Annotated in this window: 17 protein-coding genes; 13 read left to right on the top strand and 4 right to left on the bottom strand. The window is 56.9% G+C overall.

All coding sequences use genetic code 11. The features are described from left to right. The gene (locus DNK50_RS04915; RefSeq protein WP_112192982.1) at nt 1-918 is read right to left on the bottom strand and encodes a GPO family capsid scaffolding protein; all 918 of its coding nucleotides are present in this window, start codon (nt 916-918) and stop codon (nt 1-3) included. A 162-nt stretch (nt 919-1,080) separates the two neighbouring features. Here DNK50_RS04915 and DNK50_RS04910 point away from each other — a divergent pair, with 162 nt between their 5' ends. The 3 genes from DNK50_RS04910 (at nt 1,081) to DNK50_RS04900 (ending at nt 4,242) form a co-directional block, all read left to right on the top strand. Continuing rightward, on the top strand, nt 1,081-3,138 hold the full coding sequence (locus DNK50_RS04910; RefSeq protein ID WP_112192981.1) for a terminase large subunit domain-containing protein: 2,058 nt from the start codon (nt 1,081-1,083) through the stop codon (nt 3,136-3,138). Beyond that, complete coding sequence (locus DNK50_RS04905) at nt 3,050-3,928, top strand: phage portal protein (RefSeq protein ID WP_177411592.1); 879 nt, start codon at nt 3,050-3,052, stop codon at nt 3,926-3,928. The genes DNK50_RS04910 and DNK50_RS04905 overlap by 89 nt, the downstream gene beginning before the upstream one ends. A 65-nt stretch (nt 3,929-3,993) precedes the next feature. After that, nucleotides 3,994-4,242 carry an ogr/Delta-like zinc finger family protein gene (locus tag DNK50_RS04900; protein ID WP_071483122.1) on the top strand — a complete coding sequence of 83 codons (249 nt, stop codon included), beginning with the start codon at nt 3,994-3,996 and terminating at the stop codon, nt 4,240-4,242. Nucleotides 4,243-4,310: 68 nt separating this feature from the next. On the opposite strand, the gene DNK50_RS04895 is transcribed toward DNK50_RS04900, so the two are convergent. Together DNK50_RS04895 and DNK50_RS04890 are read right to left on the bottom strand one after the other, a co-directional pair. Continuing rightward, nucleotides 4,311-4,496, bottom strand: a complete 186-nt coding sequence (locus DNK50_RS04895) for a hypothetical protein (protein ID WP_112192979.1) — start codon at nt 4,494-4,496, stop codon at nt 4,311-4,313. Nucleotides 4,497-4,596: 100 nt separating this feature from the next. Beyond that, nucleotides 4,597-4,893: a helix-turn-helix domain-containing protein gene (locus tag DNK50_RS04890; protein ID WP_256595491.1), complete on the bottom strand. Its 297-nt coding sequence runs from the start codon at nt 4,891-4,893 to the stop codon at nt 4,597-4,599. A gap of 159 nt (nt 4,894-5,052) precedes the next feature. Between DNK50_RS04890 and DNK50_RS04885 the strand changes: the two genes are divergently transcribed. The 10 genes from DNK50_RS04885 to DNK50_RS04840 all read left to right on the top strand — a co-directional run bounded on the left by DNK50_RS04885 (nt 5,053) and on the right by DNK50_RS04840 (nt 12,870). Next, complete coding sequence (locus DNK50_RS04885) at nt 5,053-5,253, top strand: DNA-binding protein (protein WP_112192977.1); 201 nt, start codon at nt 5,053-5,055, stop codon at nt 5,251-5,253. A gap of 29 nt (nt 5,254-5,282) precedes the next feature. Next, a complete protein-coding gene (locus DNK50_RS04880) occupies nt 5,283-5,762 on the top strand; it encodes a YmfL family putative regulatory protein (protein WP_305883445.1) in 480 nt (159 codons plus the stop codon). Continuing rightward, nucleotides 5,759-6,124 carry a hypothetical protein gene (locus DNK50_RS04875; protein ID WP_112192976.1) on the top strand — a complete coding sequence of 122 codons (366 nt, stop codon included), beginning with the start codon at nt 5,759-5,761 and terminating at the stop codon, nt 6,122-6,124. Before DNK50_RS04880 ends, DNK50_RS04875 begins: the two co-directional genes overlap by 4 nt. Nucleotides 6,125-6,198: 74 nt before the next feature. Then, a complete protein-coding gene (locus DNK50_RS04870) occupies nt 6,199-6,432 on the top strand; it encodes a hypothetical protein (RefSeq protein ID WP_112192975.1) in 234 nt (77 codons plus the stop codon). 4 nt (nt 6,433-6,436) lie between these two features. Further along, nucleotides 6,437-9,130 carry a toprim domain-containing protein gene (locus DNK50_RS04865; protein ID WP_112192974.1) on the top strand — a complete coding sequence of 898 codons (2,694 nt, stop codon included), beginning with the start codon at nt 6,437-6,439 and terminating at the stop codon, nt 9,128-9,130. Between the two features lie 21 nt (nt 9,131-9,151). After that, entirely contained in the window at nt 9,152-9,469 is a 318-nt protein-coding gene (locus DNK50_RS04860) for a hypothetical protein (protein ID WP_112192973.1), read from the top strand. 59 nt (nt 9,470-9,528) lie between these two features. After that, nucleotides 9,529-9,771: a hypothetical protein gene (locus DNK50_RS04855; protein WP_112192972.1), complete on the top strand. Its 243-nt coding sequence runs from the start codon at nt 9,529-9,531 to the stop codon at nt 9,769-9,771. Between the two features lie 89 nt (nt 9,772-9,860). Beyond that, complete coding sequence (locus tag DNK50_RS04850; protein WP_112192971.1) at nt 9,861-10,073, top strand: hypothetical protein; 213 nt, start codon at nt 9,861-9,863, stop codon at nt 10,071-10,073. Beyond that, nucleotides 10,070-11,218 carry a tyrosine recombinase XerC gene (gene xerC, locus DNK50_RS04845; RefSeq protein WP_112192970.1) on the top strand — a complete coding sequence of 383 codons (1,149 nt, stop codon included), beginning with the start codon at nt 10,070-10,072 and terminating at the stop codon, nt 11,216-11,218. Before DNK50_RS04850 ends, xerC begins: the two co-directional genes overlap by 4 nt. Nucleotides 11,219-11,547: 329 nt before the next feature. Beyond that, complete coding sequence (locus tag DNK50_RS04840; protein WP_112192969.1) at nt 11,548-12,870, top strand: integrase arm-type DNA-binding domain-containing protein; 1,323 nt, start codon at nt 11,548-11,550, stop codon at nt 12,868-12,870. Nucleotides 12,871-12,879: 9 nt separating this feature from the next. On the opposite strand, the gene DNK50_RS04835 is transcribed toward DNK50_RS04840, so the two are convergent. Next, nucleotides 12,880-14,868, bottom strand: coding sequence for an RNA-binding domain-containing protein (locus DNK50_RS04835; RefSeq protein WP_112192968.1), 1,989 nt, complete (start codon nt 14,866-14,868; stop codon nt 12,880-12,882). Nucleotides 14,869-15,842: the final 974 nt, after the last annotated feature.

The following is a 15,842-nucleotide window of genomic DNA, read 5'->3' as shown; positions in this document are numbered from 1 at the left end:
TCAGAGCACCCGCGGTTTGACGGTGGTTACCGGGCCAGGGTTGCGCGGCAACTGGCGACCGGTAGAGTTGTTCTGCAGAGCGGTGAATTGCTTCTGCAGTGCGGCCATGCTCGCCAGCAATGCCTTGTTCGTGGCGCCGCCCTTGCGGCTGAACTCGCGTTCGCCCTCGGCGGTGGTCACGATGTCGTCGACAGCGGCTTGAACGTCATCGATCGGAGCGGCCTCAGGCTCTGGAGCTTCTTCGGCGACGGGCTCAATAACGGCCTGAATGCCGGCAGCGACAATCAGCAGTTGAGCCAGCAGGGCCTTAAGGGCCGTTGCGGTAGCTTCATCCATAGGGGGTTGGGTCTCGGTTGGGGTGGTGGGTTCGACGGGCTCGGCGTCCGTCGCGAAGCGCTTGAAAAAGCCAGTAAGCAAACCAATCAGCTTGCCCACTTCACCTTGGGGCTCCTCTTCAAAGGCGCCCAGCTCAACGGCAGCGGCGTAGTACGTCGCTTTGTTGGTTTGGCGGGTGAAATAAAGTTCTTGAGTGCCGAGACTCGACGGCGTGTCGGTCACTGCCAGACCGGTCAGGTAGGATTTGCCGCTACCCGCAAAATTCGGCCAAATCTCAATGCTGGTGAACAGCTTCTGCCCCTGGTCATTCAGGTACAGCAGTCGGTCGTTGGGCTTGAGCTGCGCCTCCAGGGCGATCTGCCCCTCTTCCAGGTCGTCGCCCTCTTCAACCAGACGCACCGCGTATACGGTCCCAAAGGAACCTTCAGAGCGCTGGTGTTCGCACCAGATCACAGCGGTGTATTTCGAAGGCTTGTAGGTTTCAGCGATGTCGCGCAGCTCCTGGGGAAGGATCTCGCGACCATCGGCAGTGATGCCGCTGGTGGCGACACGTTTCCAGAACGAAACAAGGGAACGGGGCATGGGCGATAACTGCGCTCAATCGTTGAATGAGCCGCCAAGATAGGGAGCCGCCGGCGCTCAAACAAACGGTTCAAATGCGCGTTTCTCCTAGATCCAACATCTAGGAGAATCACGGAATTTAACCCCGCGTTTCCGGCGTTTTCGCCGCATAGACTGCGGGCCATGTACTACTCGACCGAAGTTAAAGAAGCCGCCAAACGCCTGTTTCTACGCCGCTGTAAGGCCAAGGAAATTCAGGCGCAGCTCAACCTGCCCAACATCCGGATCGTCTACTACTGGATCCGCCAGGGTGGCTGGGAAGACATGCTGTCGGACGAAGAACCGCTCACCGCCGTCGGCCGGCGAATCACCCTGCTTTTGGACAAAGTCGGCAGCCTGTCCAAAGACGATCTGAACGAGCTGGACCGACTGACCCTTGTTCGCGAACGACTGCTGAAACAAGCGGCCAAGCCCGCACCGGTGGCGCCATCAAACGGCGACGACCTGGACGAGCCCCAGGAACCGCGCAAACGCTCGCGTGGCGAACGCTCCAGCCGTGGCGAAGGCAGCGACAGGAAAAAGGAAAAGAAGGCCAAGAACGACATCAGCGGGCTGACCGAAATCGACTTCCTAGATAAGTTCATCAGCAAGATGTACCGCTATCAGCAGGAGCTGTTCGCGGCCAAGCAGAACCCGCTGACGAGCCGGATCCGCAACATCCTCAAAAGTCGCCAGGTAGGTCTGACCTACTACTTCGCCGGCGAAGCGTTCATGGATGCGGTCCTGACTGGCGATAACCAAGTGTTCCTATCGGCCAGCCGCTCGCAATCGGAGATCTTCCGCAGCTACATCATCCAATTTGCCAAGCAGTGGTTCGACATTGAGCTGACCGGCAACCCGATCACGCTCAGCAACGGCGCCGAACTGCGCTTCCTGTCGACCAACAGCAGCACCGCCCAGGGCTACCATGGCCATGTGTACGTGGATGAGTACTTCTGGATCCGCGACTTCGAAAAACTCAGCACCGTGGCCAGCGCCATGGGCACCCACAAGAAGTGGCGCAAAACCTACTTCTCGACACCCAGCGCGGTGTCGCACCAGGCGTACCCGTTCTGGTCGGGCGAGGAATTCCGCAACAGCAAACGCGGCAAGAAAGCCGGCGGCATCTGGCCCACCGAGGCGTCCTACACCCAGGGCGCCCTGTGCCCCGATGGCCAATGGCGCAAGACCATCACCATCCAGGATGCGATCGATGGCGGCTGCGATCTGTTCGACCTGGAGCAGCTGCAGCTGGAGTACGACGAAGACAAATTCCAGCAGCTGTTCTACTGCAAGTTCATCGACAGCAGCCAAAGCGCGTTCGGGCTCAAGGATCTGGAGCGCTGCTACTCCGACCTATCGTTGTGGGAAGACTACAACCCGGAGTTGGATCGACCTTTCGGCAACAGCCCAGTGTGGCTTGGCTACGATCCGAGCCGCACCCGCGACGACGCCACGTGCGTGGTGGTCGCCCCACCGCTGGAACCCGGGGCGAAATTCCGCATCCTGGAAAAGCACAGCTGGCGTGGGCACTCGTTCAATTACCAGGCCGCCCAGGTCAAAAAGCTCACCGAGCGTTTCAACGTCCAGCACATCGGTATCGACATCACCGGCGTGGGCTATGGCGTGTTCGACCTGGTACGTGACTTCTACCCGAAAGCCACGCCGATCCATTACAGCCTTGAGACCAAAAACCTGCTGGTCCTCAAGGCCCAGGACACGATCCAGGGCAGTCGCATCGAGTGGGACGCCGGCTGGACGGACATCGCCCAGGCGTTCCTGACCATCAAGCGCGGCACCACCACCAGTGGCCAGGTCACCTACAGCGCTTCGCGCACCGACGCCACCGGCCACGCCGACATCGCCTGGTCAATCATGCACGCCCTGTTCAATGAACCCCTCAACACCAACAAGCGGCGCCGTAGCCGCTACGTCACGAGCGGAACCAATGCCCAAGCCTCGACACAAAAAGCCCCAAGCCAGCCAACAAGCACGACAGCCACAGCCCATGCGGGCGTTCACCTTCGGGGAACCCGAACAGGTGCTGTCCGGCAACATCGGCGAGTACCTGGGGGTGTTCCTCAGCGACGACGGCGAGATCTACAAGCCGCCGGTGTCGCGGGCGGGCCTAGCCAAGCTGCTGCGCGCCAACGCCCACCACGGTGCCATTCCGAAGTTCAAACGCAACCTGCTGCTGCGTGAGTTCATCCCGTCCGAGGGCTGCAGCACGCAGACGATGGGCCGGGCGAGCCTCGACTACATGGTCTTCGGCGAGGCGTATTTCTATCGCGATACCAACGCCTTTGGCGAAGTGCTGGAGATGCAACACCTGCCGGCGATCAACATGCGGGTGAAGGTCGACGGCGGATTCAGGATGCTGCTGAAGGACAACAAGTTCATGGACTTCGACCAGGACGAAATCGAACATGTCCTGGACTACGACGTAGAACAGAACATCTACGGCGTACCCGATTACCTGGGCGGCCTGCAGGCACTCTTGCTCAACGAAGCCGCGACCCTGTTCCGCCGACGCTACTACAGCAACGGCGCGCACGCGGGCTACATCTTCTACACCAACGACCCGGACCTGACCGAGGAAGACGAGGACAACCTGCGCGCGCAGATCAGCGCGAGCAAGGGCGTGGGCAACTTCCGCTCAATGTTCGTCAACATCCCCAACGGCAAGGAAAACGCGATCCAGATCATCCCCGTGGGGGACTTCCAGGCCAAAGACGAGCTGGAAAAGGTGAAGAACATAACCCGAAACGATGTGATCGCCGCCTGGCGTATGAACCCTGCCCTGGCTGGGATCATCCCGGAAAACAACGGGGGGTTTGGCGACATCGAGAAGATTGATCGCGTGTACACCAGCAACGAGATCAGGCCGATTTGCCAGCTGTTCAACCAACTGAATGACACGCTGCGACGAGACAGGAAAATATCCTGGCAAGAAACCAAAACACCAGTCGATAACACTGGGCAAACGTCTTAAAACAGCTATTGCCACTACAAAATATGGCAAAATAGTGGCTATTGGCTGCCCTGGGGAGGGACACAATGAGAGTTGTATGCAAATGCGGGAACAAGGGCCGGATTGCCTCACGCGAGGAACTGTCGCGGGACTTTGCCAAACTTTATTGCCAGTGCCTCGACGCAACGTGCGGGCACACATGGGTAGCGAATTTGACGTTTTCGCACACGCTCAGCCCTTCCGCTCAATCCTACGAAAGAATGCTGTTTGATCGCTTGAGGGATATGCCCAGGGCCAAGCAGCGCGAGCTATTTGACCAACTTGGAGCTGCGTGAAACTGACCCAAACGCCGACCAATGAGGCCGGCGACCAAGCTATGCCGGAAGTTTTTTAATGTAACGGTTCAACTCGCTACCGACTCTTCTGGAACGGTTGCCAGGGCCTCCGTAAGACGTATGAGCTGCTTTCGATCCTCTTCATTCAACTGCCGATAAAAGCCGATGAAATTACGTTCGATTTTGGAAAGGGCGAGCCATTCAAACTCGAGGCCTTCGGTGCAGGCGCGTTCATTGTTCGTGCGATCCAACATGCTTTTTACTCCATAAATGCATTGCTGAATCGACGTTATCGGAGCAGGGATTCGCTTTAGAACTAAGGAGACCTGAATGCGATACAAGTTTTGTTACAACTTAATTCGAACTTTTTGCCACGTCGTCGGCGATCGCCTGGATGAATCGACGCACAGATTTTTGGTCATCCGACGGCATGCTTCGGTAACGCCTGACCAGCACCTCTTCATCCTCGGCCAGATCCCCAACAGGTATAGGGGTCCGTACGCCTGTTACAACGTAAAGGACGTCCAGACCCACAGCATGCAAGGCTTTCAGATAGCCCGTATCCGGACGCCGCTCATCACGCTCATAGCTGCCCTGGGTATTACGGGTTACGCCGCCAATCTGCGCCATTTCTTCTTGTTTGAGGCCCAAACGGGCTCTTTCTTCGCGCAAGCATTCGCCCGCACTTACATCTGGGAATTCTCCCGATGACAAATTTTTCAAACTTAAGCCCCTTTACAGGACAAATAAATTGGTCATAATCGGCGCCGTACAAACACGAATCCACACGAACGCACACGAGCGAACACTATGCCCGCCACCCTTACACCCGAGCAAGCCCGGGAGGCTCTGGATCGCAAAGGGATGAGTATTGCGGAGTTCTGCCGCACTCATTCACTGAATAAGAATTTGGTCAGCGACCTTTTGAACGGTCGTAAAAAAGGTCGCCGGGGGGAGGCACATCGCGCCGCCGTACTGCTCGGTATCAAAGACGGCGTGATTGCACAGTAATGGCCAGCGCACTGAGGGAACAGCAGAAGATGAAAAGTCGTGTTCTAAAGACGCGTAGGGAAGTGGTCAGCGCGATCATTTGCAGCTACTCAGGTGGCCGCGAATGTGCCGCCGCCCGGATCGGCCTGCCGCTCAAAAAGTTTGATAACCATGCTTATGAGAACAACAGCTGCCGCCCGTTGACCGATGCGCAGATCTACCAGTTGGAGCAGGTGACGGGCACTCACCACTTGCCCAACTATGTCGCAGCAATGTACGGCGGCATGTTCGTCCCAGTGGTCCATCCAGACAGACTGGATAACGTGGAGATGTACGCACGGGCTATGCAGAGTTCAGCCAAACAAGGGACGGTCGACCAGATCATTGCCCAGGCGCTTGATGACGGGGTGATAACCGACGTTGAGGCCGAGCTGATCCAGAACGCCCATACCTTGCACATGGCCGCACGCACCGCCGAAGTGTATGCCGCGATCGATCTCTACCGCGCCAAATCGGGGAAAGCCAAATGACCACCCAAACTAATGCCCTCGACTATCAGGAATGCATGCAGAACGCCGCCCTAGCTTTCCTTGAGCGCCATCAAGCCGAACACCTGAGCGATCTGTCTGCGCTTCTTAACCGCGCCATTAACCACCTGGTGGCCAGCTTCGACGTAGCGGAATCGGTAGCAACCAAACTAACCTCCCTTGCCCACATCGAGCTGATAGAAATCGCTTTCCGCCAGCGCCTCATCCTGGACCACAGCACCGAGACCGTTGTTGTAATCCGCGATCCAGTCAAAGGGCATTGCTGGTCAGTGCCTGTCAGCCTGATCTATCAACGCGTCCTGAACACCCCGGACAACGTGCGTCTGCGCTCCGCGCACTCGTAACCCCCAATCCAAACAAACGCCGGCCCCACATCTCGTGGGTTTGGGTGAGCTGCGCCCGAAATCGAGGTTTCACGATGGTAAACGCCGTAATTGTCACCACTCAACTGCCCCCGGCCGAGGCCGAAGCGTTGCTGGCCGCGCTGCGTGAACAGTATCGCTTGAGCCTCAATGAACATTGGTACGACGACCAATTCCGCCTTGTAGCGGACGGTCTTCGCCACGGCGCAATCCTCGCCCACGTCCCGGTAATGGCAGCGCAAAAACGCCTGATGGCAGCCCTGTCCCACAGCCTCAAAGCAGTGAAGTAACCCCATGAAAGAAGATCTTCGTCACGATGTGCTGCAGCGCCTGGAATCCGACTACGGCCTGAAACATCGCAAAGATACCGATTACATGCGCGGTGGTGAGTGCCCTAAGTGCCACAAGCGTGAGCTGTATTCGCGTCATGACAAACCCTGGCTGGTGATCTGCGGCCGATCTGAGAAGTGCGGCCACACCCTGCACGTCAAAGAAATTTACAACGATCTGTTTGAAGATTGGAGCAAACGTGCGCCGGCGACGGACAACGCACCCACCGCCACAGCCCGCGCCTATCTGGAGTTTGGTCGCGGATTCAACATCGAGTTGATCGCCGGCTGGTTCACCCAGGACTCCCACTATTCAGGGCAGCACAACGCCGGCAGCGCCACAGTTCGTTTCGCCCTGGAGAAAGGCGGCTACTGGGAACGCCTGATCGACAAACCAGCCCGCTTCGGAAAGATGAAAGCCCGGTTCGCACCGGGTGAAAGCTATCGTGGCACCTGGTGGTGCCCGCCGTGCGTCGACGTCCTGGAAGCGAAAGAAATCTGGATCGTTGAAGGCATTTTCGATGCCATCGCCCTGGTCCATCACAATATTGCTGCCGTATCAGCTATGTCTTCGAACGCCTTCCCGGCCGACTCGCTGCAGGCGATCGTGGCAGCGCGTCCAGGCAACTTGCCGAAGCTGGTGTGGGCGTTGGACAACGAGCCAGGTGCACACGCCTATACGAAGCGATGGGTGCGTATGGCGCGTGAACTGGGCTTCACCTGCGAAGCTGCACAAATTCCCCAGCGGGACAACCGGAAGGTCGACTGGAACGATCTGCACCAGCGCTGGCAGTTCCTGGACGAGGGCGCCAAGCGCGACACCCAGTTTGACAAGGACATCACCACAGCCCGGCACCACGGCGCTCTGCTGATCGCCGACAACGCCACGGAGAAGGCCCTGGTGATGTTCGATTGGAAGCGCCGTAGCGAATTCCACTTGGAGTTCGGCAACCGCCTCTACTGGTTCAAGCTCGACTTGGAGAAGTACAACAAGGCGATTCAGGAACTTGAGGACAGCGAACACCACGACGACCAGCAATTAAACAATAAGCAGATGCGTGCCAAGGCCATGCAGCAGTGCGGCGCCCTGCAGCGTATCGCTACATGTAATCCCAAAGCGCTGTACTACCAGGAAAACAAGCTCACGGACGAGTCCTGGTACTACTTCCGCATCACTTTTGCACATGACGCCGCGCCTATTAAGAACACCTTCACCAGCTCTCAGATCGCATCGTCTGCAGAGTTCAAGAAGCGCTTACTCGGCATTGCCCCGGGCGGGATGTTCACCGGTACCACGCAACAACTGGATGCGTTCATTGAAGAACAAACCGACGCTCTGAAAACTGTGCAGACCATCGACTTCACTGGATATACCCGTGAACACGGTGCGTACGTCTATGGCGACGTGGCGGTGCGCGACGGGAAAGTGTTCAAGCTTAACGAGGAAGATTTTTTCGATATGGACCGGCTCAGCATCAAGACCTTGAGCCAGTCCGTGATCCTCAACCTAAACACCGACCTGCAGAAGTTTGAGACTGAATGGCTTGAAATCATATGGGAATGCTTCGGCGCCAAGGGCCTGGTAGCGCTCGCTTTCTGGTTTGGTTCCCTGTTTGCCGAGCAAATCCGGCAACACCAGAAAAGCTACCCGTTCATGGAGATCATCGGCGAACCAGGTGCCGGCAAATCCACCCTGATTGAGTTCCTGTGGAAGCTGTGCGGCCGGAGCGATTACGAGGGCTTCGACCCAACCAAGGGCACACCGGTAGCCCGGGCTCGTAACTTCGCCCAGGTCGCCAATCTGCCGGTGGTGCTGATTGAATCCGAGCGGGAAAAGACCGACGGCAGCCAGACCAGACAGTACGACTGGGACGAACTGAAAACCGCTTATAACGGGCGTAGCGTCCGCTCCACCGGTGTGAAGAACAACGGCAATGACACTCGGGAACCGCCCTTCCGTGCGGCCGTGGTCATTGGCCAGAACCACGCTGTCAATGCGTCAGAGCCCATCCTGCAGCGGCTTGTGCACATTGCAATGACGAAAGAAGGCCAGACACCTCAGACCAAACTATTGGTGGAAAAGCTGGAGCGCATGCCGGTGGATCGCGTCAGCGGCTTCCTGGTGAAGTCCACCATGATGGAAAGCGCAGTGATGGAAACTGTCCGCGAAAAGGGGCCCAAGTACGAACAGCAATTGCTCGCCCTGCCCGAAATCCGCACGGTGCGGATCGCAAAAAATCATGCCCAACTGCACGCCCTGGTCGACGCCCTGGTGCACGTCGTCCCGTTGAAAAAACACCAGGTGGACGCGGCTCACGCCGAGATTCAAAGCATGGCCAAAGATCGCCAACTGGCCATTAACGCCGACCACTCCGTCGTTGTGGAGTTTTGGGAACTGTTCGACTACCTCAACGGGCCTGACGGGGATCTCAACCACTCCCGAACTGACGGCCTGATCGCCGTCAACTTGAACGAGTTCGCGGAAATGGCGGCGAATAAACGGCAGAAAGTTCCGGATCTGACCGAACTTAAACGCCACCTCAAGACCAGCAAATGCCCCAAGTTCCTTGAGACCAATCGCACCGTTTGCTCGGCACGGGCGAAGGACGCGTTCGACAAAGCAAAAACCGTTCGCTGCTGGATGTTTCGAAGCGACTGACCACCACCGGGAGCAACACCAATGCACATACAAATTATCACCGGCGAAGGTCGGGACGGCGCTACGAAACAGCTCAAACACATGATGGAGCTGCAGCAGTGGATTGGCGAGGCCAGCCAGCTGGTACACGCCGAGGCATATAGCGCCGCTGGCCTGGTCGAGATTCTGGAAGTCCGTGGTGCCACGGAGAAAGAGCTTCTGGTTCTGCAGTGCACAAGGCAGCAGATCCAGGCGGTATTGGAATGGCAGTCAGCCATGGACGAAGTAATCGAGCTGGAGAACTTGGTGATTCACCTGGTTAGGCAAGTGCAACCAAAAACTTCCGGCGAACGCCGGTAATTAGAACGGTGCAGGGGAGTTACAGCTCCCCGACACCAGCCACCACTGAGGGCAAGACCATGCAAGCACAGCACCAAAGCAGCAGCAGCGATAAGGCTACCACAGGGCCGACCGATAGCATGCAAGCAGCTCGACACCTGATGGCCATCCGCATCGTCGGTACCGCGCTTTTCGATTACCAGGTCCATAAGACACCCGACGCCAGGATCCGCCTCGAGGCGGTCACCACCATGGCACACCTGCAAGGTGATCTCACTGCAGTTGAGAGGGCATTTGTGTCGCAGCTTCTGGGCAATCAATAGTCCAGCAGTTTGCATCCCAACTTCTAACAACCATGCCCCGGTTGCAGCGCTAGACTGCCCGGGGTGCTCCAGCTTACAGAGGGCAAGCAATGAATTCCCGATCGGACAACGTCCTGGTATTCACCGATCTGCAGCGCATCACCGGCTACCAACGCCGGTCTGATGTTGAACGCTCGCTGATCGACCAGGGCGTCCGGCTGTTCCGTGGCCGTACCGGACCATGGACAACGCTGGACCTTATCAACCATGCCGCAGGCTTGGAGCCTGCCGCTGCAGAGCGGTACGACGCCGACATCCTATGAGGAAAGCAAGAAAGCGGAAGCATAATCCGCACATTCCCGCTCACATCGATCAGGCCGCTCTGCCAGCGGCCGTTTACTTTGACCAGCGAAACGAAGGGGTCTGGTACACCCTTCATCGTGACGAGACGGGCAAACAGCGCCGGCGTAACATTGCTCCGGCGAGCGTTTCGCTGGCAGAGCTGCACCAGATCATGGACGAGGCGTCCAACGTTGGCCGGGGAACGCTTCGCTACGTTTGCGCACAGTTCCACGACAGTGATCGTTACAAAAAGCTCAGTTCAAAAACCCACGACGACTATTGCTATTCCCGCGATGTTCTTCTGAACATTCCCACCAAGCTGGGAAAACCGCTGGGGGATCTGGCTGTTCGGAAATTCACTTCTGCCCTGGTGCAGCGAATCGTTGACCGACTGGCGGATGAAGGTACGCCGTCGAAAGCCGCGCACGCGTTGCGGTACCTGCGCCGTGTACTGCAGTGGGGCCGCAATCGCGGCTTCCTGGAAGTGAACCCAGCCCTAGGCATCGAAGCGCCCGTGGAGCGCAAACAGCGCCGCCTGCCGAATCACCTGGTTATGGATGCTCTCATCGACCGGGCAATTGCCAGAGGTTTGCTGCAGCGCAACGAGAAAGGCGGCTGTCCCGAATACCTTGGCTACGTCATGGAGCTAGCGTACCTCTGCAGGTTGCGCGGCATCGAGGTTGTGACGCTCACCGACGAAAACGAGCTGGAAAGCGGAATAATGACCAACCGCCGCAAAGGCAGTCGGGACAACATCGTGCGCTGGACGCCACGTCTGCGCAAAGCTTGGGACAACGCTAAAGCTTATCGGGCCAAGGTATGGGGTAAGCGCAAAACGGCAATTCCGATCATGCCGTCACGCAGGAACATCATCGTGGCCAGCCATGGTGGACCACTTCGCAAAACCAGCCTAGACACGGCCTGGCAACGCTTCATCACCCTTGCACTGGCGGACGAGTTCATCACGCCAGAACAGCGGTTTGCCCTTCACGACCTGAAACGACGTGGCATTACAGACACTGTGGGCACTCGGGCGGACAAGCAGGAAGCCAGCGGTCACCGAGATCCCAAAATGATGGACGTCTATGACCTGAGCATCCCCACCGTCTCACCGTCAGGGAACTGAGGAAACTCCACGTAACAAGAGTACTATCGCCCGCTTTCTACGCGGGTTTTGGCGCGCCAGCACGTAACAAGGAATCACGTAACTCACTGATTTCTATGTTTTGAGCACCTAGCTTGTAATCAGTAGGTCCCGGGTTCGACTCCTGGTGCCGGCACCATACAAGGTTCCAGAGAAGGCTTTCAAAATCTCTGGAACCCCCGAAAAACCCGCCTTCTGGCGGGTTTTTTCGTTTTGGTGTTCCGTCGGATTCCGCCAAAATCTTATGGATACCAGCCGTTTTAAGGATAAAGATAGGGATAAGGTCATTCGATAAAGGGAGGAGTACCCTTATGTCGCGCACCACTGCCCCACTCTCCGATTCGGCTTGCCGCTCAGCCAAGCCCACCGACCGCGCCTACAAGCTTTTCGACGGCGACGGCCTCTACCTTCTAGTCCAACCCAATGGCCGTAAAGGCTGGCGTTTCAGGTATGTAAAACCTGATGGTCGTGAAGGACTGACCTCCTTCGGCAACTACCCCGTGGTCTGCCTCGCCGATGCGCGCAAGAAGCGCCTGGAGGTCAAGCGGATGCTTGCGAAAGGCATCGACCCCATAGAGACCAAACACCAAGCCAAGACGCAGGCCGCAATCAAAGGCCGATCCTTTGAAAGCGCCGCGCTGGACTGGCACAAAGCGATGTCTGCCAAATGGGCTCCGGGCCATGCCAAGACCGTCCTGAGCCGCCTCAAAACCCATGTCTTCCCGCTGATCGGCGCTCGCTCTATTGTCGATCTGGACACCCATGACCTGATGCAACCTCTGGAAGCGATCCAGAAGCGTGGCACGATTGACGTCGCTTTAAGGGTACAAAACTACCTGCAAAGCATCATGCGCGAGGCGAAGCGTTCTCGGCAGATCACGGCAAACCCTGCCTACGATCTTGAAGGCTTGATCAAAGCCCCGAGAGTGGTTCATCGCCCCGCTCTACCCTTATCGCGTCTGCCTGAATTGCAGGAACGTATCGACACCTACAAAGGCCGCGCACTTACCCGGCTGACGGTCATGCTCTCGCTGCATGTGTTCGTACGCTCCAGCGAACTGCGATTCGCCCGCTGGAGCGAATTCGACCTTAAACGCGGCACCTGGGAGATACCGGACACTCGACCCGCGTTGGACGGAGTACCTTTTTCAACAAGGGGTACGAAGATGGCCGGGGACATCCACCTTGTACCCTTATCGCCGCAAGCCGTGGCCCTGCTTGAACAGATCCACGCCCTCACCGGCGAATTCGACCTAGTGTTTGCAGGCGATGCCAAGCCTTGGAAACCCATGTCTGAAAACACGGTGAACAGCGCACTCAGGAAGATGGGGTACGACACCAAAGCCGAAATATGCGGGCATGGGTTTCGGTCGATGGCCTGTAGCGCGCTGATTGAGTCAGGATTGTGGTCGGAGACAGCCATTGAACGGCAGATGAGCCACAAGGAACGCAACAACGTCCGCGCCGCATACATCCACAAGGCCGAGTTCATTGAGGAGCGCAGGCTGATCATGAACTGGTGGATCCGGTACCTTGAGGCGAATCAACAGGAGCATGTCACCCCACACGAATTTGCAAACCAGACCGGGACGAACGTCACGCGGCTCAAGGCGAAAAGCCGCTTGAGGGAGTAGGCCGTTAGCCTACTCCTCGTCCTGCCCACCAACGTACGCTTTGTACGCCTGCCTTTCATGAGTCGGCTTGGACGGAAATGCCAACTGAATCTGCCTACTTTTCACCATTCCATTCAGGTACTGCTGACGGAGGGCATCTGGACTGCGCTTTACCAAATTAGCCAAAACGTTGAGCGTCAGATAGTGTTCCTTGCATAGGGTGATAATCACCTGTTGCATACGATCCTTTTGCATGCGCTCTCGATTGCGCGGCTCCTCAGCCAGTATTTCGAGCTTTTCTCGAAACCCTGCATCAAGCCTGTCCAAAGCATCGATCAGCGGCGCGTCAATATGATCGCTCAACAAGCAGCCATCATCGTTTCGCTGCATATCCAGCTCGACCTTATGTTCGGAGCTACCTGCGTTATGTTCGGAGCTAGTCCCGTTATGTTCGGAGCTGCCGGCGTAATGTTCAGAGCTCTGTAGCGGACCTGCGAACACTTGCTCCGGCGTAGGCAGTTGCTCACCCGGCAGGTGATAAATCATGCCCCGTGAGCGCCCGTCGGGCACAAGGAATCCCTCGCGTACCAACCGCGCAAGCAGTTGGCTCAAGTCATGAGCATGAGTATCACAAATCTCAAGGAGACGATTATGGCTGACCACCCGCTCAATCGCGGCCGTGGCCAAAATCAACCTGGCAGTATGTTCCAAGCTCTCGAAACGAACTCCAAATCGCTCTCGTAACTGCTCCACCACCCCGTCAGGAAGCAAGTCCAACATACGAAGCTCAAGCAGGGTTTGCTCGGGCTCGGGCTTTTCATAAAGGGCTGGCGGTCGCCAATGCTGGCTGCGCCACCCGCTGTAGATTTTTGGAACCCCAGAACCACCACGCTCGCCAAGGCCGATAAGAAGAAACATTTGGTGCATTAGCCTGTTCCGGCAATCGCTGGTACCACCTTGCAACACCTGCTCAAGGGGTAAACGTAAGCCGCCGGGATTGCGAAAACCAAACAAGTCAGGACGCTTCACGACTAACACAGAAACCCGCCCGGTATAGTCGGCATGGACCAAGGTATTAACCAAAGCCTCGCGCAGAGCTTCATGTACCGGTGTGTCATCCTGGCGCTGATCACCTTTGAGAGCGAACGGTACCTTTAAGTCCTCAACCAACTTGCGATAAACCCGCCGGTAGAAATCAAACAGATTTCCTGACCAGGTTCCATCAGGGACGAGCCTATCCACCCAACGTAGTTCTGTTTTGGCGTACGGCCGCTCCTGATAGTCCACAAAGTAATGCGGCACACTCTCTTGGATCGAAAGCCAGCGTCCGAACATGAGTAAACCTGCCAGAGTCAGCCCTTCGACTCCGTTCGCTCGGTCCTTTCGCCAGCCGCCTATCTGTCGGAGAAACTCAATCCCTTGGTGCTCCAGCGCTGGATGGCCTGGCTTTATGTCGCTAAGCATCTGGCGGTAGATACGCAGACTGTCCGGATCGATGTCTGCGAAGTCGTAATTTGGCAAAATCCGCTCGTCCCGACAGTCCTCCACTTGCTCTGCGAACATGCGGCGAACATCTTCCTCAGAGCAACGCCGATCACCCTCATGTAATCGACGATAAGTGTTACCTAGCGGCTGACCATTGAGAAATACCGGCTTCTGCTTACGCGAAGCCGCCGGGATTTTCACTTCAAGTACCTGCTTGCCCTCCAGCTCTCTTACGACCACCTCCCGGTCAGTCAGCAGATTGACACTGACCTTGGCCGGATTGTTGAGGGTATTGAACAGGTCAGTACGTACTTTCTCGATATTTGATAGGCCTGCAACGCTGAACTGCCCATCCTTCTCGCGCACGCCAAGCAGTACCACCCCACCCTGAGTGTTAGCAAAAGCGGAGTAGGTTAACCAGAAATCCTTAGGCAACTCTCCCTTCCCATCCTGCCCCTGAGCGAGCTTGCATTCGAGCTCGACAGATTCAACCAGCGAGGGCAGGTCTTCAAGGGTGTGGGGATTGAGTGACATCAAAGACTTCCTAAATGATCAGCCTGCTTCACGTAGCTGCAAAAGGTCGAAGAAAAGACATACGTGCGGGGATTGTACTCAGTCTTCCATAGTCGCACGCAACTCGACGAGCGGAGACTGATCATCAACTGGTGGAGCCGATTTCCAGTCACCAATCAGCAGGAGGATGTCACTCCTCACGACTTTGCGCGAACATCACACGGCCAAAAGCTAATCGCGGCGTAGTAAAGTAAGCGTACGTTCTCGAAATCTCGATGACCCGCTTGTCCACGCGGGTCCATCCAAGCGGGGCTGCAAAGCCGCCCTGCTTGGATGGACCTCACTTAAAAAATCTAAAGCCCACGCAACTGTCTGTGGAAAACCACTGATTTCCACCGGTGGATAATTTCATCCACAGCCGCAGAATTCCCGAAAATTCGAGCCTTGACCCAAATTATCCACAGGCGTAGAAAAGATCGGGCAAGTGCTGTCGTTGACAGCAACCCAGGTAGCCAGAACCTTTAAGGCTACGCCACACCGTGGTGGTTCTCCCAAAGTGCGATTAGCGTCCGGCGGCTCGCACGGTCACAGCGATGTGATGGATGCCTACTTTTACCAGTGTGCCCACTGCGGCAACTCATCCCCTTGCATAGCTGCCCTGCAGCAACCTATCCGCTTGGCCATTTCCTTGCGCCAACCTGCGCCCGTCTCTTTCTTCCGGAAAGAGACGGGCGCTCCTACCGCTGCTGCAGCCCAACTTGTACAAGGCTTTGCGGCATTCCCCCTCGTGACAATCGGCGTGACAAACACCGAAGTCACCAGCAACAGCGATGCCGATGATGGTGCCGCAGCCCAAGGAATGGACTGCACCTGACTGACAGTCAGGCATGCCCCGGTCATCGCATCACTGCCTTCACCCGACTCAGGATCTCGCGGCATTGGTCTCGTCAGCCAGTGCAGCCTCCACCCACCCACTTCTTTTTGGAAGTGTTCAG

Source organism: Pseudomonas sp. LG1E9 (assembly GCF_003290225.1).
In the GTDB taxonomy this organism is placed as follows: domain Bacteria; phylum Pseudomonadota; class Gammaproteobacteria; order Pseudomonadales; family Pseudomonadaceae; genus Aquipseudomonas; species Aquipseudomonas cyclaminis.
This window is presented reverse-complemented; position numbering and strand designations above follow the sequence as displayed.

Coding starts and splice junctions, on each gene's coding strand:
- DNK50_RS04915 (WP_112192982.1), bottom strand. CDS start 918: ATGCCCCGTTCCCTTGTTTCGTTCTGGAAACGTGTCGCCACCAGCGGC.
- DNK50_RS04910 (WP_112192981.1), top strand. CDS start 1,081: ATGTACTACTCGACCGAAGTTAAAGAAGCCGCCAAACGCCTGTTTCTA.
- DNK50_RS04900 (WP_071483122.1), top strand. CDS start 3,994: ATGAGAGTTGTATGCAAATGCGGGAACAAGGGCCGGATTGCCTCACGC.
- DNK50_RS04895 (WP_112192979.1), bottom strand. CDS start 4,496: ATGTTGGATCGCACGAACAATGAACGCGCCTGCACCGAAGGCCTCGAG.
- DNK50_RS04885 (WP_112192977.1), top strand. CDS start 5,053: ATGCCCGCCACCCTTACACCCGAGCAAGCCCGGGAGGCTCTGGATCGC.
- DNK50_RS04880 (WP_305883445.1), top strand. CDS start 5,283: ATGAAAAGTCGTGTTCTAAAGACGCGTAGGGAAGTGGTCAGCGCGATC.
- DNK50_RS04875 (WP_112192976.1), top strand. CDS start 5,759: ATGACCACCCAAACTAATGCCCTCGACTATCAGGAATGCATGCAGAAC.
- DNK50_RS04870 (WP_112192975.1), top strand. CDS start 6,199: ATGGTAAACGCCGTAATTGTCACCACTCAACTGCCCCCGGCCGAGGCC.
- DNK50_RS04865 (WP_112192974.1), top strand. CDS start 6,437: ATGAAAGAAGATCTTCGTCACGATGTGCTGCAGCGCCTGGAATCCGAC.
- DNK50_RS04860 (WP_112192973.1), top strand. CDS start 9,152: ATGCACATACAAATTATCACCGGCGAAGGTCGGGACGGCGCTACGAAA.
- DNK50_RS04855 (WP_112192972.1), top strand. CDS start 9,529: ATGCAAGCACAGCACCAAAGCAGCAGCAGCGATAAGGCTACCACAGGG.
- DNK50_RS04850 (WP_112192971.1), top strand. CDS start 9,861: ATGAATTCCCGATCGGACAACGTCCTGGTATTCACCGATCTGCAGCGC.
- xerC (WP_112192970.1), top strand. CDS start 10,070: ATGAGGAAAGCAAGAAAGCGGAAGCATAATCCGCACATTCCCGCTCAC.
- DNK50_RS04840 (WP_112192969.1), top strand. CDS start 11,548: ATGTCGCGCACCACTGCCCCACTCTCCGATTCGGCTTGCCGCTCAGCC.
- DNK50_RS04835 (WP_112192968.1), bottom strand. CDS start 14,868: ATGTCACTCAATCCCCACACCCTTGAAGACCTGCCCTCGCTGGTTGAA.